This is a genomic window from Pseudocitrobacter sp. 73 (assembly GCF_008369545.1).
Taxonomy (GTDB): domain Bacteria; phylum Pseudomonadota; class Gammaproteobacteria; order Enterobacterales; family Enterobacteriaceae; genus Pseudocitrobacter; species Pseudocitrobacter vendiensis.
This window is the reverse complement of sequence record NZ_VTZO01000009.1, coordinates 318,058-344,118: the sequence shown is the minus strand read 5'-3', so window position 1 is coordinate 344,118 and position 26,061 is coordinate 318,058. Positions and strand designations below refer to the sequence as shown.

The following is a 26,061-nucleotide window of genomic DNA, read 5'->3' as shown; positions in this document are numbered from 1 at the left end:
AGATCACAACAGTAATAAGCAGTATATCATGGTCGTAATCGGCATCATCGCCATCTTAAGCGCCATTGGAATCCCAGCGTATCAAAACTACTTGCGCAAAGCCGCGCTCACCGACATGTTGCAAACCTTCGTCCCCTATCGAACGGCCATTGAATTGTGCGCCCTCGACCACGGCGGGCTGAACAGCTGCGATGGCGGCGGCAACGGCATTCCCTCGCCCACCACCACGCGTTATGTCTCTGGCATGAGTATCGCCAAAGGTGTGGTCGTGCTCACCGGCCAGGAGAGTTTGAACGGCCTGTCGGTCACCATGACGCCGGGCTGGGATAACGCCAACGGCGTGACCGGCTGGACGCGCGTTTGCGACATCCAGAGTGACAGCGCCCTGCAACAAGCCTGTGAAGATGTCTTCCGCTTCGATGCGCAGTAACCCGGAGGCCGTGATGAATCAGGAACAGCTACTTGCACTGTGCAAAAAACATCACGCCCTGTTGCTTGGCAACGATCAGAGCGTGTTAAGCATCGCCGTTGTCGGCGCGCCGTCGGATGAACTGATGGATGCGCTGCGTTTTGCAACACAAAAACGCGTTGATATCGAGTGCTGGAGCCAGGAGAGGATGGATGAACATCTACAGCTCACGGCAACCGCCAGCCAACCCGCCGCCAATGACGACTCTCGCAGCGCGGTTGATCTGCTGAACCGCTCGCTGGAGCAGGCGTTGCTACAGCGGGCATCAGATATCCATTTTGAACCCGATGCGCATCACCTGCGTCTCAGGCTACGCGTTGACGGCGTACTGCATGTTTTTTCTACGCTACCGCTTTCGCTGGCGGCGACGCTCACCGCACGTTTAAAGGTACTGGGCAATCTCGATATTGCCGAACGTCGCATACCGCAGGATGGTCAATTTACCGTGGAGATCGCCGGCCAGTCCGTCTCTTTTCGTATCGCGACGCTGCCGTGTCGTTACGGTGAAAAGGTAGTTCTGCGTCTGCTGCATAACGTTGAACAGGCGCTGGATATCACTCAACTCGGCATGAACGACGATCAACTGGCGCTGTTTGGCGATGCGCTCAATCAACCTCAGGGGCTGATCCTTGTGACCGGGCCGACGGGCAGCGGTAAAACCGTAACGCTGTATAGCGCCCTGCAACGCCGTAATCACAGCGACGTTAATATTTGCAGCGTGGAAGACCCGATTGAAATTCCCATCGAAGGGCTGAATCAAACGCAAATCAACCCGCGCGCCGGATTGACGTTTCAGAGCGTTCTGCGCGCCCTGCTGCGGCAGGACCCGGATATTGTGATGGTTGGTGAGATTCGCGATGGCGAAACAGCAGAAATTGCCATCAAAGCTGCGCAAACCGGACACCTGGTGCTCTCTACGCTGCACACCAACTCAACCGTTGAAACGCTGGTGCGCCTGGAACAAATGGGCGTGGCGCGCTGGATGATCTCATCGGCGCTCCAGCTTGTCGTCGCCCAGCGGCTTGTGCGTAAGCTGTGTCCGCACTGCCGGGAGAAAAACGGCATGGAAGCGCCACTGCCGCACGCGCTCTGGCCCCGTGCATTGCCACACTGGCAGGCAGCCGGCTGTCAGCATTGCTATCACGGCTATCTTGGTCGCGCGGCGATCTTCGAGATCCTGCCGCTTAACAACGATCTCCGCCACGCCATTGCCGCCGGTCGCGGGACCGAAGAACTGCTACAGAAAGCGCGTCTGGCGGGAATGACAACCCTGTTCGAGAACGGCTGTATGGCCGTCGAGCGCGGGCTTACCACGCAGGAAGAGTTACTGCGCGTGATGGGGCTTGCGCATGGCGACTAATCAACTCTGGCGCTGGCGCGGCCTGACGCTTCACGCCGAAGAACGGCACGGCACGCTATGGGCACTTAATCGTCCGGAAGCGCTGATGTCCTTGCAGCAGCAGGGCATCACCGCCCTGTCGCTACGCCGCTGTACCGTCAGGGCCGCCTACTGGCATTCAAACTGGCGCTGCGAAATTATCGAACAGTTGGCGACACTGCTGCATGCCGGGCTCACGCTCTCGGATGGGCTGGAGATGCTGGCTAGCCAGCATCCTGTTCCACAGTGGCAGGCGCTGCTCGCCACGCTCTCTCAACGGCTGGCGGAAGGCGTTTCGCTTTCCGACTCGTTGCGACAGTGGCCGGAAGCCTTTCCACCGCTCTATCTGGCGATGATTCGCACCGGGGAGGTAACGGGCAAGCTGGATATCTGCTGCCGCGCACTGGCACAACAGCAAAAAGCGCAGCAGGCTATGATGCAGAAAGTGAAAAAAGCGCTGCGCTATCCGTGCATCATTTTGCTGCTGGCTATCGCGGTGGTAGTGGCGATGCTGGGTTTTGTGCTGCCCGAATTCACGGCAATTTACCGCACCTTTAATACGCCGCTGCCCCTGCTCACGCAGGTCGTGATGAACATGGCGGATGCCGTGAAATTGCATTACGGGCTGATTGCGCTGTTCCTGACGCTACCTGTTCTTCCCGGAATATTGCTGAAAAAAAATCCGCGCTGGCAGCGGCTTCAGGCTCGGGTAGCACTGTCACTGCCGGTGATGGGCACTCTTGTTCGCGGGCAAATGCTGAGCCACATTTTTACCGTGCTTTCACTGACGCAAAGCGCAGGCATCGCCTTCCTGCAGGGGCTGGAAACCGTCGAGGAAACCGTCGCTCAGCCGTTCTGGCGGGAAGTCATTAGCAGGCTTCATCATGACATTTCGCAGGGAAGCCCCATCTGGCAGGCGATGGGAAATGGCCAGGTTTTCACGCCGCTGTGTATTCAACTGGTACGAACCGGGGAAGCGTCCGGCGCGCTGGACCAGATGTTGCAAAATCTGGCGGGCTACCACAGTGAGAAGACGCACCAGTTGGCGGAAAATCTGACATCACTGCTGGAACCCATGTTACTGGTGGTGACAGGCGTCATCATCGGCACGCTGGTTGTCGCGATGTATCTGCCGATATTTCATTTGGGGGATGCAATTAGCGGAGCGGGATAAGCGCTGGCGCAGGAAGCGCCAGCGCGAAACATTACAGGCTGTTGAACACGCGGTTCTCTTGTTCCTGCACGCGGATAAAGGTGGTGCGTTTGGTCAGTTCTTTCAGGCGAGAAGCACCGACGTAGGTGCACGCTGAACGCAGGCCGCCAAGGATGTCGCGCGCGGTGTTATCTACCGGGCCACGTAGCGGCAGCTTAACGGTTTTCCCTTCTGCTGCGCGATACTGAGCAACGCCGCCAACGTGACGATTCATCGCAGATTCAGAGCTCATGCCGTAAAAGAGCATGAATTTTTCACCGTTCTCTTCAACCACAGTGCCGCCGCTCTCTTCGTGGCCAGCCAGCATACCACCGAGCATCACGAAGTCTGCGCCGCCGCCAAAGGCTTTCGCCACGTCGCCAGGAACCGTACAACCGCCATCGCTGACGATTTGACCGCCCAGGCCGTGTGCGGCATCAGCACACTCAATCACAGCGGAAAGCTGCGGATAACCGACACCGGTTTTTACACGCGTGGTGCAAACGGAACCCGGGCCAATGCCCACTTTTACGATATCCGCACCGGACAGAATCAGCTCTTCGCACATCTCGCCGGTTACCACGTTACCCGCGCAGATAGTTTTGGTCGGCCAGGCCTGACGTGCTTTCGCCACGAACTGAACGAAGTGCTCAGAGTAGCCGTTTGCGACGTCGATGCACACGAAGTTCAGCATCGGGTGCAGCGCCAGAATCTGTTTGGTTTTCTCGAAATCGGCGTCAGAGGTGCCAGTCGACACCATCACGTGTTTCAGAACCTCTTCAGATTCGTTCTGAGCGAAAACTTTCCAGTCTTCAACGGTATAGTGTTTATGCACTGCTGTCAGAATATCGAAAGACGCCAGCGCTTTTGCCATTGCGAAGGTCCCCACGGAATCCATATTCGCGGCGATAACCGGCACACCGGACCAGCGTTGGTCAGAATGTTTAAAGGTGAATTCGCGTTCCAGTTCAACATCGGAACGGCTTTTAAGAGTAGAGCGTTTAGGGCGGATAAGAACGTCTTTGAAACCTAACTTCAGATCTTCTTCGATACGCATGTGCGGATTCCTGGGGTTAATGGCATTAATTATAAGAGCACAACTCCAGTAACGTTATCATACGCACTAATCAGGGCTTCGCAAGACTGCGATTTTCACTTTTTTTACGCTACAATCCTATAAATTTACCATTAGTTCGGTGAACATGAGCGCACGCAAACAGGCGCTGAAGTGTTTTGTTTTTAACGAATTGATTTATCTAATCAATTCTTATCAGGATTCACAGGAATGGCATATACCGTAGCGTTAACGGGTGGCATTGGCAGTGGCAAAAGTACCGTCGCTGATGCATTTTCTCACCTGGGAATTAACGTTATTGATGCCGATATCCTCGCCCGTCAGGTTGTCGAACCGGGAACCCCGGCTTTACATGCTATTGTGGAACACTTTGGCCCTCAAATCCTGACGCCGGATGGCGCTCTTAATCGCCGCGTGTTACGCGAACGCATTTTCGCAAACCCTGATGAAAAAGCCTGGCTTAACGCCTTGCTTCACCCGCTTATTCAGCGCGAAACCCAGCAACAAATGCGGCAGGCCACTTCGCCGTACGTTCTGTGGGTGGTCCCCCTGCTGGTGGAAAATAATCTCGCCTCTCGCGCCGATCGCGTGCTGGTGGTGGATGTTACACGCGATATGCAAATTCTTCGTACCATGCAGCGCGACCGCGTGTCGCGAGAGCATGCTGAGCACATACTTGCCGCCCAGGCGACGCGCGAACAGCGGCTTGCGGTGGCTGATGACGTCATTGATAACAACGGCACACCAGAAGCGATTACTTCGGATGTTGCCCGCCTTCACGCACGCTATCTTGAGCTCGCGGCGCAGGCTGTATCACAGGAAAAACCTTAATGCACACCCACATCCTTTTTGAGCACCCCCTGAACGAAAAAATGCGTACCTGGCTGCGTATTGAATTTCTGAACCAGCAGCTTCGCACCCAGCTCCCCATCACGGATCACGCCAGCGCATTACACTTTTTTCGTAATTTAGGGGATTTACTCGATGTGTTTGAACGTGGCGATGTTCGCACTGAGATGCTCAAAGAGCTGGAACGGCAACAACGTAAATTGCAGGCCTGGAATGAAGTGCCAGGCGTTGACCAGGGTCGCATTGACGCGGTGCGTCAGCAACTGAAAAACAGCGGCAGCATTCTGATGGCCGCGCCACGCATCGGTCAGTTTCTGCGCGAAGATCGCCTGATTGCCCTTGTGCGTCAGCGTTTAAGTATTCCCGGCGGCTGTTGCAGTTTCGATCTGCCGACGCTGCATATGTGGTTGCATGCGCCACAACAGCAGCGCGATGCGCAGGTAGAAATCTGGCTTGCCAGCCTCGAGCCGCTGAATCAGGCGCTGGATCTGATCCTCGATTTGATTCGTAACTCCGCGCCTTTCCGCAAGCAGACCAGCCTGAACGGTTTCTACCAGGATAACGGCGAAGATGCCGATCTGCTGCGCTTACAGTTGGATCTCTCCTCGCAGCTTTACCCGCAAATTTCCGGGCATAAAAGCCGCTTTGCCATCCGCTTTGTGCCGCTGGACAGCGAGAATGGCGTCATTCCTGAACGTCTGGATTTCGAACTGGCTTGTTGCTAAGGAGACACTATGTCTGAAGAAACTATCGTGAACTGCCCCACCTGCCAGAAGCCGGTCGTCTGGGGCGAACAAAGCCCGTACCGTCCGTTTTGCTCTAAACGCTGCCAGTTGATTGATTTAGGGGAATGGGCGGCAGAAGAGAAGCGCATTCCGAGCGCGGGAGATTTATCCGATAGCGACGACTGGAGTGAAACCCCGCAGTAAATCTGCGCGCTTAACTGTAGGTCGGATAAGGCGCTTGCGCCGCATCCGACACTTAACGCGCACAATGCCTGATACGCTTCGCTTATCAGGCCTACGGGGTTTGCACTAATTTTTCGATAACCGGTGCATTCGCTGGCGGAAATTCTTCGGCAACTAACGCATGCTGTGCAACCCATCGTCCCGGTTGCCCCTCTTTTCCCCACGGCTCACCCTGCCAGTTTTCCACCAGCCAGAACCACAGCGTGATATGGCGATCGGGAAATTCATACTCCAGCTTATCAAAAAGCTGCGGCTCACTGGCGGTAATGCCAACTTCTTCCTCAAGCTCGCGGATCATCGCCTCTTCAGCTGTTTCACCCGCTTCGATTTTACCGCCCGGAAATTCCCATTTATTTGCCATGTGAGCATCAGCGGCGCGTTGGGTAATGTAAATCTCCCCCGCGTCGTTGCGAATAATGCCGACGGCGATTTGCAGTATTTTCATAATGTCTCATCCAAAAAAAAGGCGCAGAGATCTGCGCCTTTTGCTCTTTTATCAGACCTTAGCTCAGACGGCCATGGCACTGTTTGTATTTTTTACCGGAACCACATGGGCACGGATCGTTACGGCCGATTTTACGCTCGCCCGTTTGCGCTGCCAGTTCCTGCGCGGCAGCAGTATTTTCGTCCTGGTGGCTAAGCTGCTGCATCTGTGCCAGGCGCTCGGCCTCTTCACGACGCTGCTGTTCCATCTCTTCCACTTCTTCCGGCATGCGAACCTGTACTTTGCTCAGGGTGCTGATCACTTCATATTTCAGTGATTCCAGCATCGCCGCGAACATAGAGAAGGATTCGCGTTTGTACTCCTGCTTCGGATCCTTCTGCGCATAGCCACGCAGATGGATACCCTGACGCAGATAGTCCATCGCCGCCAGGTGTTCTTTCCACAGAGAGTCGAGGGTTTGCAGCATCACGCCTTTTTCGAAGTGGCGCATCATCTCAGCACCAACCACTTCTTCTTTACGCTGGTAGACTTCAATTGCGCTCTGCAGAATACGCTCGCGCAGAGTTTCTTCATGCAGTTCCGGCTCTTTGTCCAGCCATTCGGAGATCGGCAGTTCAAGGTCGAAGTCGTTTTTCAGACGTTCCTGCAACCCAGGCACGTCCCACATCTCTTCCAGCGACTGCGGCGGAATGTGCGCATCAATGGTCGCTTTAAAGACATCTTCACGAATGCTGTTGATGGTTTCGCTTACGTCGCTCACATCCAGCAGTTCGTTACGCTGGGTGTAAATAGCGCGACGCTGGTCGTTGGCAACGTCATCGTATTCCAGCAATTGCTTACGAATATCGAAGTTGCGGCTTTCCACTTTACGCTGTGCGTTGGCAATCGCTTTGGTCACCCACGGGTGTTCAATGGCTTCGCCTTCTTTCATACCCAGTTTACGCATCATGCCGGAAACGCGGTCAGAGGCAAAAATACGCATCAGCGCATCTTCCATCGACAGGTAGAAACGGGAAGAACCGGCATCACCCTGACGACCAGAACGGCCACGCAGCTGGTTATCGATACGGCGAGATTCGTGTCGTTCGGTACCGATGATATGCAGCCCGCCTGCCGCCAGTACTGCGTCGTGACGTACCTGCCAGTCAGCTTTGATCTGCGCAATTTGCTCTTCAGTTGGGTTTTCAAGCGCGGCAACTTCTGCCTGCCAGCTACCACCAAGCATAATATCGGTACCACGGCCGGCCATGTTGGTGGCGATGGTTACCGCTGCCGGATAACCCGCCTGTGCAACAATCGCCGCTTCGTTGGCGTGGAATTTGGCGTTCAGAACGTTATGCTTGATGCCCGCTTTTACCAGCTCGTTAGAAACCACTTCAGATTTCTCGATGGAGATAGTACCTACCAGCACCGGCTGGCCATTGGCAGTACGCTCTTTAATATCGCCAATGATAGCCTGAATTTTTTCCGCTTCAGTCATGTAAACCAGGTCCGGCATGTCTTTACGGATCATCGGACGGTTGGTCGGTACTACCACGGTATCAAGCTTGTAGATGGAGCTGAATTCGAAGGCTTCGGTGTCTGCGGTACCAGTCATACCGGCCAGTTTTTCGTACAGACGGAAGTAGTTCTGGAAGGTGATGGAAGCCAGCGTCTGGTTCTCGTTCTGGATTTCCACGCCTTCTTTGGCTTCCACGGCCTGGTGCAGACCATCGGACCAGCGGCGCCCCTGCATGGTACGGCCCGTATGTTCATCGACGATGATGACTTCGCCATCTTTCACGATGTAATCAACGTCGCGGGTGAACAGCACGTGCGCACGCAGAGCAGCGGTAACGTGGTGCATCATCATGATGTTGCCTGGTGAATACAGCGACTCACCTTCTTCCATGATGCCTTCTTTAACCAGCAACTCTTCAATCAGAACCAGGCCGCGTTCTGTCAGGTTGACCTGACGAGCTTTCTCATCAACAGAGAAGTGGCCTTCGCCCTGGAAAGTGTCGGAGTCTTCTTTCTCCTGACGCACCAGATGCGGAATAATTTTGTTCATTTTCTTATACATTTCCGAGCTGTCTTCAGCCGGGCCGGAAATGATAAGCGGAGTACGGGCTTCATCGATAAGAATGGAGTCGACCTCATCCACCAGCGCATAGTGCAGTTTACGCTGTACGCGCTCTTCAGGGCTGAATGCCATGTTGTCACGCAGGTAGTCAAAGCCGTATTCGTTGTTGGTGCCGTAGGTGATATCTGCCGCATATGCCTCGCGTTTTGCCGGAGCCGGCAGGCCAGACATGTTGATCCCCACGGTCATGCCGAGGAATTCGAACAGCGGACGGTTGTTTTCGGCGTCACGTTGCGCCAGATAGTCGTTGACGGTCACTACGTGAACGCCTTTTCCGGTCAGCGCATTCAGATACGCCGGCAGAGTTGCGGTCAGAGTTTTACCTTCACCGGTACGCATTTCCGCGATGCAACGATCGTTAAGCACCATACCGCCGAGCAGCTGCACGTCGAAGTGACGCATGCCAAAGACGCGTTTGCTGGCCTCACGGACCACCGCGAACGCTTCCGGGAGCAGGCTTTCCAGGCTGGCGCCTTTTTCCAGGCGAGCGCGGAACTCCGCGGTTTTGCCTTTCAGCTCGTCGTCGGAGAGTTTTTCCATCTCCGGTTCCATCGCGTTAATGACGGTAACAGCTTTGCGCATACGGCGCAGGGTACGGTCGTTACGACTACCAAATACTTTCGTTAATAAATTGATTAGCATAATAAAATCTCAAACGCCCCGCTTTGCGGAGTCAGGAAAATAAAAGAAAGACGACTATTTTCAGACGAGGCGCTGCGGCCCGGCGCGAATGCCCTGAACCTGGCTCACCCACGCAGGGATGCTAAATACGGAAGGTGCGACCGACGGGACAACGGCTGCCTGGCGCACAATGGCCGGCGGCTTGCTTTCAACCGTGAGTAACGCATTAAGTGTGTCCAGCAAAGCAAGGTGCTGGGCGGCCTGCAATGGCGTGGTGGCCGTCGCTTCAGCAACGGGCAGCGCTTGTGGCGCCATGGCAAATGAGAGGTGGCGAATCACCGTGCGGATGGCATGCTGATGCCAGTAATCCACGCTAAACGATGGGCGACGATTCGCTTCCAGCAGGGCCAGCTGCGTGAAATTGACTTTCGTGGCAGGGTTATGGTTACTGGACGTCTCGCGGGCAGGCGAAGCAGGCTCGGCGTTATTTGCGAGCGCAGGCAGGCCGAAACTGGCAGCAACCATCCCCAACAGGAGATGCGGCCAGAAATAGCGTCTACCTAACTGTCGCCAACGCGTCAGTAACCCACTCACGTAATGTCTACCCCAGAGATTATTATTTTTCGCGCACAGATATTACCATTATTGCTGGATGTCGACAGCATCAATGAAGGGATCGTCGCTGAAAAGTGCGCAAGAAAAAAGCATTTGCACAAAAACAGGAATTTTCGAGGGGAAATAAAAAACGACTGGTTCCCTGACCGGAGAGAGTGCCAGGTTGCCAGTCGAATTTATGAAATGGTCAGGCTTATGCCAGAACCATTGTCGGTGCTTTGAACGCCAGCGGCAGTTCGGCGTCGTCTTCGAAGGTCACATATTCCCAGGCTTCCTGTTTTGCCAGGACCGCCTGCAGAAGTTTGTTATTCAGTGCATGACCGGATTTAAACGCGGTAAATGCACCAATAATGTTGTGACCACACATGAACAAGTCACCGATCGCATCCAGCATTTTGTGACGAACGAATTCATCTTCAAAACGCAGACCGTCTTCGTTCAGTACGCGATAATCGTCAACAACGATGGCACAATCGAAGCTGCCGCCCAGGCACAGGCCACGGGACTGCAGATATTCGATATCACGCATGAAACCGAAGGTACGTGCACGACTAATCTGGCGCATAAATGCGTCGGCAGAGAAGTTCATTGCATAACGCTGGGTACTGGCATCAATCGCCGGATGGTTAAAGTCGATGGTAAAGTCCAACGAAAAACCATTGTACGGTTTGAATTCAGCCCACTTGTCGCCATCTTCGACACGTACGGTCTCTTTGATGCGAACAAATTTCTTCGCACAGTTCAGTTCATCAATGCCGGCATCCAGCAGCAGATAAACGAACGGTGCAGCACTGCCGTCCATAATTGGGATTTCTGGCGCATCGACTTCAACAACGATGTTGTCGATACCCAGCCCCGCCAATGCGGCGTTGAGGTGCTCTACGGTCGAAATCCGCACGTCATGCTCGTTCACCAGACAAGTACAGAGCATTGTATCACGCACAGATTTGGCATCGGCCGGAAAATCTACCGGTGGATTCAAGTCGGTGCGACGATAGATGACCCCGGTATTGGCCGGCGCAGGGCGTAAGGTCAGTGTGACTTTCTTGCCGGTGTGTAAACCGACGCCAGTCGCCTGAACGATACGTTTAAGTGTCCTTTGTTTGATCATCGTATAATCTCGCCAAATTAACTATCCAACCGAAGTGTACTATACATTCGGACGGCCAGTTTAGCACAAAGAGCGGGGATTCCCAACTTTGAGCTAATTCTTAATCAGCCTGCTTACGTAAAAACGCCGGGATATCCAGGTAATCTGGTTCCTTAGTGGTCTGCGGCGTATTGTCGTTAACCACTTTAGCGGCTGGTTTCTGCTCCTGCGTTAGCGGCGTCATACCGTGCTGCTGGTAGCGATCCATAACCGGCTGCTGAGTCTGCTTGTTTGTCACCAGGGTAATTTCCGGACGTTTGTCCATACCGATACCGGTTGCAACAACAGTCACGCGCAGTTCGTCGTTCATATCCGGGTCGAGAGAAGTACCGATAACCACGGTCGCGTTATCCGAGGCAAATGCACGGATGGTGTTACCCACAGTTTCGAACTCATCCAGACGCAGGTCAAAGCCAGCGGTGATGTTGACCAGCACGCCACGAGCGCCAGACAGATCGATATCTTCCAGAAGCGGAGAAGAGATCGCCATTTCAGCCGCTTCTTCAGCACGGTCTTCACCGCTTGCCAGGCCAGAGCCCATCATGGCATAGCCCATTTCTGACATCACAGTACGCACGTCAGCAAAGTCGACGTTCATCAGGCCCGGGCGAGTAATCAGCTCGGCGATACCCTGAACCGCGCCCTTCAGTACGTCGTTTGCCGCGCCGAAAGCGTCGAGCAGAGAGATACCGCGACCCAGCACTTTCAGCAGCTTGTCGTTCGGGATGGTGATCAGGGAGTCCACGTGCTTGGACAGTTCAGTGATACCCTGTTCCGCGAATGCCATACGCTTTTTGCCTTCGAAGTTGAAAGGCTTAGTCACGACAGCAACGGTCAGAATACCTAAATCTTTTGCCACTTCAGCCACAACCGGCGCCGCACCCGTACCGGTGCCGCCACCCATGCCTGCAGCGATAAAGACCATGTCTGCGCCATCTAAAGCAGCGCGCAGTGCTTCGCGGTCTTCATCAGCAGCGTTACGGCCCACTTCCGGGTTTGCACCCGCACCCAGACCTTTGGTAATACCGCTACCGATCTGGATAGTCTGGCCAACAGCAGTTTTACGTAACGCCTGAGCGTCGGTATTCACTGCGAAAAATTCAACACCTTCGATGCGCTCGCGCACCATGTGCTCAACGGCATTACCGCCGCCGCCACCGACGCCGATGACTTTAATCACCGCGTCGTTGGTCAGTTCCATAGGTTCAAACATAGTCTCTCTCCGTTTTATACACTTTTTCAATCAGACCGCTCTACCACAGCCGGAAAGACATCGTGTATGTGCCTGTCGCCTGAAAGCGCTAATTTTCTGCGCTCTCTTAAAAAAATTAAAACTCTTTTCGCAGCCAGCTGTTCAATCGCTTAATCCATGAACCAACCGATGCGGTTACGCGCTTGTCTACTTCTGCTTCACCACTCAAGTGGGACTCTTTCCCGTAGTGCAGCAGGCCCACAGCCGTTGAGTAATACGGCTCCTGGGCGTAATCCGTCAAACCAGTGATGTTCAGCGGCGCGCCAATACGTACCTGCGTATGGAACACGCGCTGGGCGCAGGCCGCCAGGCCTTCAATTTGCGCCGCGCCACCGGTGAGTACAATCCCCGCCGCGAGGTGATGTTTGACCCCTTGCTGGCGAAGCTGTTCCTGTAACTGCAAAATTTCTTCGTTGACCAGATTGAGCAACTCGGTATAGCGCGGCTCAATCACTTCTGCCAACGTCTGGCGCTGCAGGCTGCGCGGCGGACGCCCACCCACGCTCGGCACTTCAACGCTCTCATCTTTGCCCACGATGGAGCCCAGTGCACAACCATGGCGCACTTTAATCGCTTCGGCATCGCTCGGTGGCGTACCGAAGGCGTAAGCGATATCGCTGGTGACCACGTTCCCCGCATAAGGGATGACTTTGGTGTGACGCAACGCCCCGCCAGTATAAACGGCGATGTCCATTGTACCACCCCCGATATCCACTACGCAGACACCCAGCTCACGTTCATCTTCCGTCAGGACCGAATAACTGGCAGCCAGACCGGCAAATATCAGTTGGTCAACTTTCAGGCCACAACGTTCCACGGCTTTAACAATGTTTTTCGCCATATCGTTGTGGCAGGTAATCAGATGGACCTTGGCCTGCATACGCACGCCAGACAAGCCGACCGGATTTTTGATGCCTTCCTGGTAATCAATCGCGTATTCCTGCGGAATCACGTGCAAAACACGGTGCTCATCGCGGACGCGAACGGATTTCGCCGTATGCACCACGTTTTCGACATCTTCCTGCGTCACTTCTTCTTCTGAGATAGGCACCATGCCAATCTCATTTTGACAGCTTATGTGTTTGCCGGAAAGCGCCAGATATACAGAGGAGATCTGGCAATCCGCCATCAATTCAGCCTGGTCGATAGCGCGCTGTACGCATTTCACTACCGACTCGAGGTCATTTACCCCGCCTTTGTCCATACCTCGCGATGGGCAACTGCCCACGCCGATGATATTGACCATGCCGTCGGGCAGAACTTCCCCTACTAAAGCGGCGACCTTCGCGGTGCCAATCTCCAGTCCAACTACCAGTTTTCTGTCCGTCGCCTTGATCATTGTTGTTCTGCCTGTGCCTGATTCTGTTGTTGACTGGTTTCTTCGACAGGGGCAGGCTCCCAACCTACTGACGCCCCTGAGTCATAGCGCAAATCAACGTAGCTAATCCGATTACCTTCTGTTTGCGCCTGCTGCTGAAGAACCGGATACAGTTCTAAAAAGCGCTCAAGCCGCTTCATGGTGTCACCCCGTCCCAGGTTGAGCTTGATACCATCGCCCAACGTCAACTGCCAGGAACGGCGCGCCGTCATTGCCGCCACTTTTAATGTGAACTTCCCTTTCGCCAGCACGGCCCCCATGTCGCGGTATCCCTGCAAGACTTCGCTTTCGCTGCCTTCAGGGCCGTACAACATGGGCAAACTCTGCTTGTTGGCGCGATCGGCGGGTACGCTGAAGGAGTTGCCTTCGGCATCCACCATATGCTGATCATTCCAACGTGCAATCGGCACATATTCAACCAGATGAATCTTCAATTCGTCTGGCCACTGCTTTCTTACGCTCGCCTGTTTAATCCACGGCAGGCGTTCAATTTGCCCCTGAACGATATTCACGTCCTGAGTCATAAAGGTTCCTGGCGACCCGAGCGCCAGAATAGACTGGCGGATGTCGTCGTTGCGCGTGTAGTGCCGCTCACCGGTGACCACCAGTTTCGAGATAGGCAAACGCTGCGCATCTTCCATCCAGCCCAGCACGACCCAGCCGCTAATCAACACGGTCAACAACACCGCCAGCAGGAAGACAATTCCTGCAAGACGCGTTCCATTATTGCGCCGCGAAGAATTGTACTCTTCTTCTTCACGGTTCCGCGTATTCAGCGCAGCCTGCGACATATCACCCCGCCAGGTCCAGAATTCGTACTACCAGTTGCGAGAAGCTCATTCCCGCCTGACGCGCCGCCATCGGCACCAGACTGTGGCTGGTCATCCCCGGAGAGGTATTCGCCTCCAGCAGATAAAGCTGACCATCACGGTCTTGCATCACGTCAATTCGACCCCAGCCACGACAGCCAAGAACAGTCCATGCTTTTAACACCAGAGACTGCATTGCTGCTTCCTGGGCGTTATCTTCGCAACCAGGACAGAAATACTTCGTCTCATCAGAGAGATACTTCGCATCATAATCATAGAAGGTTCCGGCAGGTTGGATGCGAATTGACGGTAAAATTTCTTCGCCAAGCACCGCAACGGTGAATTCGGGGCCACTGAGCCATTTCTCCACCAGAACTTCTTCATCATGTTGAAACGCCAGCGTTAACGCCTGGGTCAATTCACCACTCTCGTTAACTTTTGACATCCCAACGCTTGAGCCTTCACGGCTCGGCTTGACGATGAGAGGCAAACCAAGTTCGGTAAGCTGCTGTTTCACTTCGTCATTCAGCCCTAATTCAAACTCTTTACGCGTGATTGCCACCCATGGTGCGACCGGTAAACCCGCGCCCTGCCACAACAATTTACTGCGCAGTTTATCCATCGAAATGGCCGATGCCATCACGCCGCTACCGGTGTAAGGCAGTTTTAGCAGTTCCAGTAATCCCTGTAACGTGCCATCTTCCCCGCCTCGACCATGGAGTGCAATAAACGCTTTCTGAAAACCCATATTTTTCAGCTGGGTAACATCGACCTCTTTCGGGTCGACCGGATGCGCATCAACACCCGCCTCACGCAGGCCAGCCAGCACGGCGGCCCCGGAGTTCAGCGAAACCTCACGCTCTGCGGAGGTGCCCCCCAGAAGGACAGCGATTTTATCAGCCATGACGCTCTTCCTCCTGAGTTTGCGGCTTGAGTTTGATTTCAGCTAAGTTACGCGCGATTTTGCCGATATTTCCAGCACCCTGAATCAGTACTAAGTCGTTACCCGTCAGTACCGGCGCCAGCATTTCAGCGACCTGAGCCGGGTCGGAGACCAGAATCGGGTCAACTTTACCGCGACCGCGGATCGTGCGGCACAACGAGCGGCTGTCTGCGCCCGGAATCGGTGCTTCGCCAGCCGGATACACATCCAGCATCAGTAACGCGTCAACCTGCGTCAGCACGTTGGCAAAATCATCGTACAGGTCGCGCGTACGGGTATAACGGTGCGGCTGGAACACCATCACCAGATTTTTATCCGGCCAGCCCGCGCGTGCGGCTTTAATGGTGGCGTCCACTTCCGTTGGGTGATGGCCATAGTCATCAACCAGCATCGCAGTACCCGCTTTGCCATTCACCTCGTCCAGCGGATATTCGCCAAGGAAATCGAAGCGGCGGCCTGTGCCCTGGAAGCTTTCCAGCGCGCGCAGAATCGCATCGTCTTCAATGCCCTCTTCCGTGGCGACCGCGACGGCGGCGGCAGCGTTCAGCGCATTATGACGCCCAGGCGCATTCAGGGTGACGTGCAGATTTTCTTTATCCTGACGCACCAGCGTGAAGTGCCCCTGCGGACCCACCTGCTGATAGTCTTCAACGCGCACATCCGCATCATCGCTAAAACCGTAAGTGGTGGTCTGCCGGCCTACGCGCGGCAGCAGCTCGCGGATCACCGGATCATCCACACACATCACTGCACGACCGTAAAACGGCAGGTTGTGCAGGAAGTTGATAAACGTCTGCTTCAAATTCTCGAAGTCGCCCTGGTAGGTATCCATGTGGTCGGCTTCAATGTTGGTGACAATCGCCACCATCGGCTGCAGATGCAGGAACGACGCATCGCTCTCATCCGCTTCCGCAATCAGGTAACGGCTGTGGCCCAGACGCGCATGCACGCCTGCGGCTTTTACCAGACCGCCGTTAACGAAAGTCGGGTCCAGCCCGGCTTCCGCGTAAATACTGGAGACCATCGCGGTGGTGGTCGTTTTACCGTGTGTCCCGGCGATGGCGATGCCGTGACGAAAACGCATCAGTTCAGCCAGCATTTCGGCGCGGCGGATCACCGGGATACGCGCTTCATGTGCAGCAACAATTTCCGGGTTATCGGCGGCAATCGCCGTCGATACCACAACCACGCTCGCATCGCGGACGTTTTCCGGGCGATGGTTGAAATAGATAGTGGCGCCGAGTTGCGACAATTGCTGCGTCACTGGGTTCGGCGCCAAATCGGAACCGCTGATCTGATAACCTTCGTTGGCCAGAACTTCGGCGATACCGCCCATACCGGCACCGCCGATACCCACAAAGTGAATGTGCCGGACGCGACGCATCTCGGGCACAATGGAACGCAGTTTCGCCAGTTGTTGTGTATTCATTCTCTCAACGCCATCGACTTCTAAAATTCGTGCAGCGCAACGCGCGCCGCGAGGGTTAAGCCTGAGCTGCCAGGCTTACTGCTTTTGCTACTCGCTCGGTCGCATCCGGGATTGCCGTCGCGCGTGCGCGCTCTGCCATTTCCAGCAGGGTTTTGCGATCCCAGAGTTCGAGCGTCGTGGCAACCGCTTCAGCGGTAAACTGCGGTTGCTCATAAATCTTCGCTGCGCCAGCTTGTTCCAGCGGCAGCGCATTCCAGTACTGCTGTCTGTCTTTATGCTGGAACGGCACAAAGATAGCCGGCAGACCGGCCGCCGCGATTTCGCTGACGGTCAGCGCACCGGAACGGCACACCACCACATCAGCCCAGGCATACGCGGCAGCCATATCATCGATAAACTCGGTGACTTTATGCTGCGGCTCGCCCGCGTCTTCGTACGCCTGCTCGACAGTTTGCTGCGCGCCCTTACCGCTCTGATGCCAGATGGTAATGGTTTCGCCCAGCTTCGATGCCACCTGCGGCATGGTCTGGTTCAGGATGCGCGCACCCTGCGAACCGCCAACCACCAGAACACGTACCGGGCCTTCACGCCCCGCCAAACGCTGTTCCGGTAGCGGCAGCGCCAGCACATCGACGCGAACCGGGTTACCTACCACTTCCGCGTTTGGGAATGCGCCGGGAAACGCCTGCATCACGGTTTTCGCGATCTTCGCCAGCCATTTGTTGGTCAGGCCAGCAATGCCATTCTGTTCGTGCAGCACGACAGGAATTCCCAGCGACCACGCCGCCAGACCGCCAGGGCCAGACACATACCCGCCCATTCCCAGCACCACGTCCGGTTTAAAGCGTTTCATGATCGCGCGCGCCTGACGCCAGGCATTAAAGATGCGCAGCGGCGCGAGCAGCAAGGCTTTTACACCTTTGCCACGCAAGCCAGAAATACGAATAAAGTCGATCTCGATACCGTGTTTCGGCACGAGATCCGCTTCCATACGATCAGCGGTACCCAGCCAGCGTACTTGCCAGCCCTGGTCCATTAAATGGTGCGCAACCGCCAGCCCGGGGAACACATGCCCGCCGGTACCGCCTGCCATCACCATTAACCGCTTCGTTTCACCGCTCATCTGGAACCTCGGGTAAACGCCTGGGCTTTTTCCAGACGTGTTTCATAATCTATACGTAACAGGAACATAATCGCCGTCGACATAATCAGCAGACTGGAACCACCGTAACTGATAAGCGGCAGTGTCAGACCTTTGGTCGGCAGCATACCGGCCGCCGCGCCGACGTTAACCAATGCCTGGAAACTGAACCACACGCCAATGGCGCAGGCCAGAAAACCGGCGAATCGCTGGTTGAGTTCCAGCGCTTTCCGCCCGATGGACATCGCGCGGAAAGCGACGAAGAATACCATTAAAAGCGCCAGTACCACACCGATATAACCGAGTTCCTCGCCGATAATGGCGAAGATGAAGTCGGTGTGCGCTTCCGGCAGATACTCCAGTTTTTGCACCGAGTTACCCAGCCCTTGCCCCCACATTTCCCCGCGACCAAAAGCCATCAGGGATTGGGTAAGCTGGTAACCGCTACCAAACGGATCTTCCCACGGGTTCCAGAACGAGGTCACACGACGAATACGGTACGGCTCGGCGAGGATCAACAGCACCACCGCTGAAATCCCCATGCCGATAATGGCGATGAACTGCCACAGCTTCGCCCCCGCAAGGAACAGCATCGCAAGCGTAGTGACGAACAGCACCACAACCGTACCGAGGTCCGGCTGCGCCAGCAGTAAAATCGCCAGCACGAAAATAACGCCCATCGGCTTTAAGAAGCCGCGCAGGTTGTTACGCACTTCGTCGGCTTTACGCACCAGATAGTTGGCGATGTAGCAAAACAGCGACAGCTTGGTGAACTCCGCTGGCTGAATACGTAGTGGGCCGAAGGCGATCCAACGCGATGCCCCGTTAACCGAGCTACCCACAACCAGTACAATCAATAGCATGACGATAGAAGCAATCAGCATTGAAGTGCTGTAGCGCTGCCAGAACTCCATCGGCAGTCGCAGGGTGATCATCGCCAGTGCAAACGCCAGCACGATATAGAGACCATCACGTTTGGCGAACAGGAAAGGATCGTTCGCCAGACGCTGACCAACCGGCATGGATGCCGAGGTCACCATGATGAAACCGATCGCCGCCAGGCCGAAGGTCAGCCACAGCAGGGTGCGATCGTACATCACCAGACTGTCGTTATCCTGTGCCCGGGAGCCCATCACCCAGCCTTTCAGCGCAGCAAATACCCATGCCAGGATAGCAAACCCTGGCAAGCGAGGCATTTTCAGGCGCGGGAGGGATAAACGCATCAACCTAACTCCTTCGCAAGTCGCGCAAACACGTCGCCACGTTGCTCAAAGCTTTTAAACTGATCAAGGCTGGCGCAGGCCGGTGACAGCAGCACCATATCGCCCGCTCTCAGCTGCGGCGCAATGGCGCGCATCGCCTGTTCCATCGTCTCCGTTTCGGTGGCGATTTCCGGGCGTAACGCGGCAAGCTCGCTGCCGTCGCGGCCAAAGCAGTAAAGACGAATATTATCGCCAGTCAGATAGCGCGCAAGCGGGCTGAAATCGGCGGATTTCCCGTCACCGCCCAGCAGCAGCCAGAGCGTGCCATCAACGTGTAAACCGTTGAGCGCTGCTTCCGTACTGCCGACGTTGGTTGCTTTTGAGTCGTTGATCCAACGGACGCCATTGTGATTCAGCACCACCTGGAAGCGATGAGCCAACCCGGCGAAGGTGGTCAAGGCCTTCAGGCTGCTGGCGCGCGGCAGGCCTACGGCATCCGCCAGCGCCAGCGCCGCCAGCGCATTACTGTAGTTGTGCTGCCCGGTGAGGGTCATCTCTTTGACGTTGAGGATCTTTTCACCTTTCACACGCAGCCAGGTTTCCCCCTGCTGGCGATTAAGGTGATAATCACCGACATCAACACCAAAGCTCACACAGCGCTCATCAGCGCCGCGAATCGGCATGGTCAACGCATCATCAGCGTTCACCACACAGGTTTTGGCATTTTCATAGACGCGCAGTTTGGCAGCACGATACTGCTGCAGGCCAAACGGGTAGCGGTCCATATGATCTTCAGTAACGTTAAGAATGGTTGCCGCCGCAGCCTGTAAGCTGGAGGTGGTTTCCAGCTGGAAGCTGGAGAGTTCCAGAACATAGAGTTCGCGCGTCGGGTCGAGTAGCATCAGCGCAGGCAGGCCAATATTGCCGCCAACACCAACATTCACGCCCGCCGCTTTGGCCATTTCACCGACCAGCGTGGTGACGGTACTTTTCCCGTTGGAACCGGTGATCGCCACGATCGGCGCCTGCGCTTCGCGGCAGAAGAGTTCGATGTCACCGACGATCTCGACGCCGGCATCAGCCGCCGCGCTGAGCGACGGATGCGCCAGCGCGATACCGGGGCTTGCCACAATCAAATCTGCAGCCAGCAACCAGTCATCATTCAGACTACCAACGTAACGCTCAACCTCTTCCGGCAGTTTATCCAGCCCAGGGGGAGTGGCTCGCGTATCCATCACGCGCGGCGTTACACCACGCGCCATGAAGAAATCGACGCAGGAGAGCCCGGTCAAACCAAGACCGATAATGACAACATTTTTACCCTGGTAATCTGCCATGATTAACGTACCTTCAGCGTAGCCAGGCCAATCAGCACCAGCATCAGCGAAATAATCCAGAAGCGCACAATGACGCGCGGTTCCGGCCAGCCTTTCAGTTCATAGTGGTGGTGAATCGGCGCCATACGGAAGATGCGCTGACCGCGCAGCTTGAAGGAACCGACCTGCAAAATCACCGACAGTGTTTCAACCACGAATACGCCGCCCATAATCACCAGCAGGAACTCCTGACGCAGCAGCACGGCGATAATGCCCAATGCGCCGCCCAGCGCCAGCGAACCGACATCGCCCATAAAGACTTGTGCCGGATAGGTGTTAAACCACAGGAAGCCCAGCCCTGCCCCGACAATCGCGGTGCAAACAATGACCAGTTCACCTGCGTGCCGCAGATACGGAATATGCAAATAGTTAGCGAAGTTCATGTTACCCGTCGCCCAGGCGACCAGGGCAAACCCCCCGGCAACGAAGACGGTTGGCATAATCGCTAAGCCGTCCAGACCATCGGTCAGGTTCACTGCATTACCGGTACCGACAACAACAAAATAGGCCAGCAGAATGTAGAACAGACCCAGTTGAGGCATCACGTCTTTAAAGAACGGCACTACCAGCTGCGTCGCTGGCGTATCTTTACCCGCCAGATAGAGCGCGAACGCCACGCCCAGTGCAATCACCGACATCCAGAAATATTTCCAGCGCGCGATCAGGCCCTTGGTGTCCTTACGGACAACTTTGCGATAGTCATCGACAAAACCAATAATGCCGTAGCCGACCAGCACCACCAGCACGCACCAGACGTACGGGTTGGACGGATAAGCCCACAGCAACACGGAAATCACAATCGCGGTGAGGATCATGATCCCGCCCATTGTCGGCGTACCGCGTTTGCTGAAGTGCGATTCCGGACCGTCGTTACGTACTACCTGACCGAAAGAGAGTTTCTGTAAATGGGCGATCATGCGCGGGCCCATCCACAATGAGATGAACAGCGCGGTCAGCAGGCTGACGATGGCGCGAAACGTCAGATAGGAAAAGACGTTAAAGCCGGAATAATATTTGACCAAATGTTCGGCCAGCCAAACTAACATGTCCCGTTCTCCTGTAATGCGCGTACTACCTCTTCCATGGCGGCACTACGTGATCCTTTCACCAGAATGGTGAGGGTTTGCTGTTCATTAATGAGCGTTTTAAGACGCGCAATGGCTGCTGCTTTGTCGGTGAAATGTTCGCCGACGCCGCTGGCAGAACTGATTGCCTGGCTTAATTTACCTACGCTTAAGACTTTATCGATGCCCGCCACTTTCGCAGCTTCACCAACCTGAATGTGGCAGGCTTCGCTTTCTGCACCAAGTTCGGCCATATCGCCAACGACCAGCACCCGATAACCTGGCATCTCTTCGAGCACCTGCACCGCGGCGGTCATCGAACCGACGTTGGCGTTATAGGAGTCGTCGAGCAGCAGTTGGGTGTCGCTCAGGTGAATCGGGAACAAACGCCCCGGAACAGAGGTCAGCTTCGCCAACCCGGCTTTCACCGCGGTTAAGTCTGCACCCACCGCCATCGCCAGTGCCGTCGCGGCCAGCGCGTTAGCAATGTTGTGGCGACCCGGCAGCGGCAGCAATACGTCTATGTCGCCGGTTGGCGTTTGCAGCGTAAATTCGGTGCCATGGCTGGTAATGTGAATGTTGGTGGCGGTGAAATCACTGTTCGCCGCATTCGGCGAGAAGCGCCACACTTTGCGCGAGCCAATAATCGCTTGCCAGTTCAGCCAGTCGTTATTGTCGGCATTCAGGATCGCGATGCCGTTTACCGGCAGACCAGTGAAAATCTCACCTTTGGCTTTTGCCACGCCCGCCAGCGATCCGAATCCTTCCAGATGCGCCGCCGCAAGATTGTTCACCAGCGCCGCTTCCGGGCGAGTCAGGCTCACCGTCCAGGCGATTTCGCCCTGATGGTTGGCGCCCAGTTCAATCACCGCGTATTCGTGTTCTTTCGTCAGGCGCAGCAATGTCATCGGCACACCGATGTCATTATTAAGATTGCCTGCGGTATAAAGCGTATTGCCGCACTGACCCAGAATGGATGCGGTCATCTCTTTCACCGACGTTTTACCGGAGGAACCTGTCAGGGCAACCACGCGAGTGGGCACCTGCTGGCGAACCCATGCTGCCAGGTCACCGAACGCCAGACGGGTATCTTTCACTACCAGTTGTGGCAGATCGATATCCAGTTTACGGCTGACTAACAGTGCACCCGCTCCCCCCTCTTTCGCTTTTTCAACGAAATCATGGGCATCGAAACGCTCGCCTTTCAGGGCCACAAACAGGCAGCCCGGCGTTAATTTACGCGTATCGGTGGTGACATCGTCGATACGCAGGTCAGCACCGTTCAGTTCACCGTGCAGGATGCCAGCCAGTTCGCTAAGCGTTACGCTAATCATGCGATCACTCCCAGCAGACGCGCTGCGGTTACACGGTCGGAATAGTCGAGACGTTGAGTGCCGACAATTTGATAATCTTCATGACCTTTACCGGCCAGCAGCACCAGGTCATCAGGCTTCGCCTGCATGATGGCGTTAGTAACCGCTTGCGCACGTCCTTCCACTACTTTGGCGTGGCCGGCGTCAAGCATGCCCGCCAGGATGTCGTTGATGATGGCACGCGGCTCTTCGGTACGCGGGTTGTCATCGGTAACCACGGCGATATCCGCAAACTGCTCGGCAATCGCGCCCATCAGCGGGCGTTTACCTTTATCACGGTCACCGCCGCAGCCAAAGACGCACCACAGTTTGCCTGCGCAGTGCAGACGCGCCGCTTCGAGCGCTTTTTCCAGCGCATCCGGCGTATGAGCGTAATCGACAACGACCGTCGGTTTACCCGGCGCGCTAAACACTTCCATACGGCCACAAACCGGTTGCAGGCGGGAAGCGGTTTTCAGCAGATCCGCCAGCGGATAACCAAGCGCCAGCAGCGTGGCCAGCGCCAGTAACAAGTTGCTGACGTTGAACGCGCCCATCAGGCGGCTTTCGATTTCGCCGTCGCCCCAGGTCGAGCTGAAACGGATGGTTGCACCGCTGTCGTGATAATTCACCTCGGTCGCTTTTAACCAGCGTCCGTGGCAGTTCGGATTGATGTTACCTTCCATTGACACCGCAACCGCGTCCGGCAGTTTTGCCAGCCAGCGACGGCCCACTTCATCGTCGGCGTTAACAATCGCCTGGCCGCAGTGGTGCGTGGAGTACAGCAGCCATTTCGCTGCTTCGTAATGTTCCATATCACCATGATAATCAAGGTGATCGCGGCTCAGATTGGTAAACACAGAAGCCACAAATTTCAGTGCCGCCACGCGGTGCTGTACCAGCCCGTGGGAAGAGACTTCCATTGCCGCCAGCGTCGCGCCCTGGTCTACCAGGCCGGACAGCACGTGCTGAACATCAACCGCTGAACCGGTGGTATTTTCTGTTGGGATCACTTTACCCAGCAGGCCGTTACCGACCGTGCCCATCACCGCGCTGGTTTCGCCCAGCAGTTGTCCCCACTGTGCGAGCAGTTGGGTGGTGGTGGTTTTACCGTTGGTGCCGGTCACGCCCACGAGGCGCAAACGGTCAGACGGTTCATGGTAAAAGCGCCCGGCCAGTGCCGATAAGCGTTCATTCAACTGGCTGAGGTAGATAACCGGGACGCCGTGCATTTCACGGATTTCGCCATCGGTCGCTTCATCTTTTGCCTCGGCTATAATGGCAGCTACACCTTGCGCAATTGCCTGCGGGATATAACGACGCCCGTCCGCCTGATGACCAACCACCGCTACGAAGAGATCGCCCGAGGCAGCCACACGGCTGTCGAGTGTCATCTCTCGCAGTGCTCGCTCCGGCGCATTTGGCACCCACGGAGCGAGAAGGTCGCGCAAATTACGATCTGCCACCTGTTCCCTCGCCTTGATTAATCACAAATTCACTTTTTTCGCCCGTTGCCAGCGCATCCGGTTCGATGTTCATGGTGCGCAGAACGCCGCCCATGATGGCACCGAAGACCGGCGCGGAAACGGCGCCGCCGTAGTATTTACCTGCCTGCGGGTCGTTGATGACCACCACCAGCGCAAAACGCGGCTGGCTGGCTGGCGCAACGCCCGCGGTGTAAGCAATATATTTGTTGATGTAACGCCCGTCTGGCCCCACTTTTTTCGCCGTACCGGTTTTGATGGCGATGCGATAGCCTTTGATCGCCGCTTTCACGCCGCCGCCGCCAGGCAGCGCCACGCTTTCCATCATGTGAACCACGGTACGTACGATGGATTCCGGGAAGATACGTTCGCCAGGAACCGGAGGGTCAACTTTGGTTATCGACAGCGGTCGGTAAACCCCGTAGCTGCCTATCGTTGCGTAGACTCGCGCTAACTGTAACGGCGTTACCATTAGCCCGTAGCCGAAAGAGAAGGTGGCCCTCTCTATGTCAGACCACCGTTGTTTTTGAGGATATAAGCCACTGCGTTCTCCGACCAACCCCAAATTGGTCGCTTTTCCCAATCCAAAACGTGAGTAAGTCTCTACTAACGCTGAGGACGGCATCGCTAACGCCAGCTTGGAAACACCGACGTTACTCGACTTCTGTAGTACCCCGGTCAGGGTCAATTCACTGTAGCGCGCCACGTCTTTAATTTCGTGGCCGTTAATACGGTAAGGAATAGTATTCAGGACAGTATTTTCGCGCACCACGCCCCGCTGCAGGGCGGTCATCACGACCATCGGTTTAACCGTTGAACCGGGTTCAAACACGTCAGTGATGGCGCGGTTACGCATGGTGTCTTTTGCCGTGCCGGAGAAGTTATTCGGGTTATAAGACGGGCTGTTCGCCATCGCCAGCACTTCGCCGGTATTCACATCCACCAGCACCGCACTGCCCGATTCCGCTTTGTTAAACGCCACGGCGTTGTTCAGTTCGCGGTACACCAGCGCCTGTAAGCGCTCATCGATACTCAGCGCAAGGTTGTGCGCCGCCTGGCTGTCTGTTGAGGAGATATCCTCGATAACGCGCCCGTAGCGGTCTTTACGTACAATACGTTCGCCCGGTTGGCCGGTTAGCCACTTATCAAAGCTCTTCTCGACGCCTTCGATCCCCTGGCTATCGACGTTAGTAAAGCCGATGAGGTGAGAGGTGACTTCGCCTGACGGGTAGTAACGACGTGACTCTTCACGCAGATGAATCCCCGGCAGTTTAAGTTTTTTGATGTAGTCCGCCATGTCAGGGTTAACCTGGCGAGCAAGATAGATAAAGCGCCCTTTCGGGTTCGCATTGATACGGTTTGCCAGTTGATCCAGCGGCAGATTCAGCGCGGTGGAGAGCGCGTTCCAGCGATCGCCGACGCTCACGCCGCCCGCATCATGCACTTCTTTCGGGTCGGCCCAGATGGCTTTTACCGGTACGCTCACCGCCAGTGGTCGGCCAGAGCGGTCGGTGATCATCCCACGAGACGTGGATACTTCCTGAACACGCAGGGAGCGCATATCGCCCTGACGCACCAGCATATCCGGGTTGATTATCTGCAACCAGGCAACACGCCCCAGCAGAAAGCCGAGAGCCACCAGAATACAGCCGCACAGCAACGCAAAACGCCAACTGATAAAGTTGGCCTGTTCTTCCTGACGTTTTGGTTTAAGCGTCTTTCCCGCTGCTTTCATGCGTTGCGATAA

At 55.6% G+C, this 26,061-nt stretch carries 23 protein-coding genes; 6 read left to right on the top strand and 17 right to left on the bottom strand.

Going from position 1 to position 26,061, the window contains the following annotated elements:
• Positions 1–28 precede the first annotated feature (28 nt).
• Genes ppdD through hofC form a run of 3 tightly spaced genes read left to right on the top strand, consistent with a single transcriptional unit; the run spans position 29 to position 3,021 of the window.
• Positions 29–430, top strand: a complete 402-nt coding sequence (gene ppdD, locus F0Q32_RS11140; RefSeq protein ID WP_149463118.1) for a prepilin peptidase-dependent pilin — start codon at positions 29–31, stop codon at positions 428–430.
• A 13-nt stretch (positions 431–443) separates the two neighbouring features.
• Positions 444–1,829, top strand: coding sequence for a type II secretion system protein GspE (gspE, locus tag F0Q32_RS11135; RefSeq protein WP_149463117.1), 1,386 nt, complete (start codon positions 444–446; stop codon positions 1,827–1,829).
• Positions 1,819–3,021, top strand: coding sequence for a protein transport protein HofC (gene hofC, locus F0Q32_RS11130; RefSeq protein WP_149463116.1), 1,203 nt, complete (start codon positions 1,819–1,821; stop codon positions 3,019–3,021). The genes gspE and hofC overlap by 11 nt, the downstream gene beginning before the upstream one ends.
• 31 nt (positions 3,022–3,052) lie before the next feature.
• Here hofC and F0Q32_RS11125 read toward each other — a convergent pair whose 3' ends face one another.
• Complete coding sequence (locus tag F0Q32_RS11125; RefSeq protein WP_149463115.1) at positions 3,053–4,096, bottom strand: GMP reductase; 1,044 nt, start codon at positions 4,094–4,096, stop codon at positions 3,053–3,055.
• A 228-nt stretch (positions 4,097–4,324) separates the two neighbouring features.
• Between F0Q32_RS11125 and coaE the strand changes: the two genes are divergently transcribed.
• Genes coaE through yacG form a run of 3 tightly spaced genes read left to right on the top strand, consistent with a single transcriptional unit; the run spans position 4,325 to position 5,892 of the window.
• The gene (gene coaE / locus F0Q32_RS11120) at positions 4,325–4,945 is read left to right on the top strand and encodes a dephospho-CoA kinase (RefSeq protein ID WP_149463114.1); all 621 of its coding nucleotides are present in this window, start codon (positions 4,325–4,327) and stop codon (positions 4,943–4,945) included.
• Complete coding sequence (gene zapD, locus F0Q32_RS11115) at positions 4,945–5,688, top strand: cell division protein ZapD (RefSeq protein ID WP_149463113.1); 744 nt, start codon at positions 4,945–4,947, stop codon at positions 5,686–5,688. The genes coaE and zapD overlap by 1 nt, the downstream gene beginning before the upstream one ends.
• Positions 5,689–5,697: 9 nt before the next feature.
• Positions 5,698–5,892: a DNA gyrase inhibitor YacG gene (gene yacG / locus F0Q32_RS11110; RefSeq protein WP_015965911.1), complete on the top strand. Its 195-nt coding sequence runs from the start codon at positions 5,698–5,700 to the stop codon at positions 5,890–5,892.
• Positions 5,893–5,983: 91 nt separating this feature from the next.
• Here the strand turns inward: yacG and mutT are convergent, their stop codons facing one another.
• From mutT to ftsI, 16 genes are all read right to left on the bottom strand, one after another.
• Positions 5,984–6,376 carry an 8-oxo-dGTP diphosphatase MutT gene (mutT, locus tag F0Q32_RS11105; protein WP_149463112.1) on the bottom strand — a complete coding sequence of 131 codons (393 nt, stop codon included), beginning with the start codon at positions 6,374–6,376 and terminating at the stop codon, positions 5,984–5,986.
• Between the two features lie 58 nt (positions 6,377–6,434).
• Positions 6,435–9,140: a preprotein translocase subunit SecA gene (gene secA / locus F0Q32_RS11100; protein WP_149463111.1), complete on the bottom strand. Its 2,706-nt coding sequence runs from the start codon at positions 9,138–9,140 to the stop codon at positions 6,435–6,437.
• Positions 9,141–9,200: 60 nt separating this feature from the next.
• Entirely contained in the window at positions 9,201–9,713 is a 513-nt protein-coding gene (secM, locus tag F0Q32_RS11095; RefSeq protein WP_149463110.1) for a secA translation cis-regulator SecM, read from the bottom strand.
• 214 nt (positions 9,714–9,927) lie between these two features.
• The gene (gene lpxC / locus F0Q32_RS11090) at positions 9,928–10,845 is read right to left on the bottom strand and encodes a UDP-3-O-acyl-N-acetylglucosamine deacetylase (RefSeq protein WP_015965915.1); all 918 of its coding nucleotides are present in this window, start codon (positions 10,843–10,845) and stop codon (positions 9,928–9,930) included.
• Between the two features lie 100 nt (positions 10,846–10,945).
• Positions 10,946–12,097 (bottom strand): cell division protein FtsZ, encoded by a 1,152-nt coding sequence (ftsZ, locus tag F0Q32_RS11085; RefSeq protein WP_015965916.1) that lies wholly within the window; start codon positions 12,095–12,097, stop codon positions 10,946–10,948.
• A gap of 115 nt (positions 12,098–12,212) precedes the next feature.
• Positions 12,213–13,475, bottom strand: coding sequence for a cell division protein FtsA (ftsA, locus tag F0Q32_RS11080; protein ID WP_015965917.1), 1,263 nt, complete (start codon positions 13,473–13,475; stop codon positions 12,213–12,215).
• Complete coding sequence (ftsQ, locus tag F0Q32_RS11075; RefSeq protein WP_149463109.1) at positions 13,472–14,305, bottom strand: cell division protein FtsQ; 834 nt, start codon at positions 14,303–14,305, stop codon at positions 13,472–13,474. The genes ftsA and ftsQ overlap by 4 nt, the downstream gene beginning before the upstream one ends.
• 1 nt (position 14,306) lies before the next feature.
• Positions 14,307–15,227, bottom strand: a complete 921-nt coding sequence (locus tag F0Q32_RS11070; RefSeq protein WP_149463108.1) for a D-alanine--D-alanine ligase — start codon at positions 15,225–15,227, stop codon at positions 14,307–14,309.
• The gene (murC, locus tag F0Q32_RS11065) at positions 15,220–16,695 is read right to left on the bottom strand and encodes a UDP-N-acetylmuramate--L-alanine ligase (RefSeq protein WP_149463107.1); all 1,476 of its coding nucleotides are present in this window, start codon (positions 16,693–16,695) and stop codon (positions 15,220–15,222) included. The genes F0Q32_RS11070 and murC overlap by 8 nt, the downstream gene beginning before the upstream one ends.
• A gap of 55 nt (positions 16,696–16,750) precedes the next feature.
• Positions 16,751–17,818: an undecaprenyldiphospho-muramoylpentapeptide beta-N-acetylglucosaminyltransferase gene (murG, locus tag F0Q32_RS11060; protein ID WP_149463106.1), complete on the bottom strand. Its 1,068-nt coding sequence runs from the start codon at positions 17,816–17,818 to the stop codon at positions 16,751–16,753.
• On the bottom strand, positions 17,815–19,059 hold the full coding sequence (gene ftsW, locus F0Q32_RS11055) for a cell division protein FtsW (RefSeq protein ID WP_149463105.1): 1,245 nt from the start codon (positions 19,057–19,059) through the stop codon (positions 17,815–17,817). Before ftsW ends, murG begins: the two co-directional genes overlap by 4 nt.
• Positions 19,059–20,375, bottom strand: a complete 1,317-nt coding sequence (gene murD, locus F0Q32_RS11050; protein ID WP_149463104.1) for a UDP-N-acetylmuramoyl-L-alanine--D-glutamate ligase — start codon at positions 20,373–20,375, stop codon at positions 19,059–19,061. Before murD ends, ftsW begins: the two co-directional genes overlap by 1 nt.
• A gap of 2 nt (positions 20,376–20,377) precedes the next feature.
• Positions 20,378–21,460 (bottom strand): phospho-N-acetylmuramoyl-pentapeptide-transferase, encoded by a 1,083-nt coding sequence (mraY, locus tag F0Q32_RS11045; RefSeq protein ID WP_149463103.1) that lies wholly within the window; start codon positions 21,458–21,460, stop codon positions 20,378–20,380.
• Complete coding sequence (murF, locus tag F0Q32_RS11040; protein ID WP_149463102.1) at positions 21,454–22,812, bottom strand: UDP-N-acetylmuramoyl-tripeptide--D-alanyl-D-alanine ligase; 1,359 nt, start codon at positions 22,810–22,812, stop codon at positions 21,454–21,456. The genes mraY and murF overlap by 7 nt, the downstream gene beginning before the upstream one ends.
• Complete coding sequence (murE, locus tag F0Q32_RS11035) at positions 22,809–24,296, bottom strand: UDP-N-acetylmuramoyl-L-alanyl-D-glutamate--2,6-diaminopimelate ligase (RefSeq protein WP_149463101.1); 1,488 nt, start codon at positions 24,294–24,296, stop codon at positions 22,809–22,811. Before murE ends, murF begins: the two co-directional genes overlap by 4 nt.
• Positions 24,283–26,049, bottom strand: coding sequence for a peptidoglycan glycosyltransferase FtsI (ftsI, locus tag F0Q32_RS11030; RefSeq protein WP_149463100.1), 1,767 nt, complete (start codon positions 26,047–26,049; stop codon positions 24,283–24,285). Before ftsI ends, murE begins: the two co-directional genes overlap by 14 nt.
• Positions 26,050–26,061 lie beyond the last annotated feature (12 nt).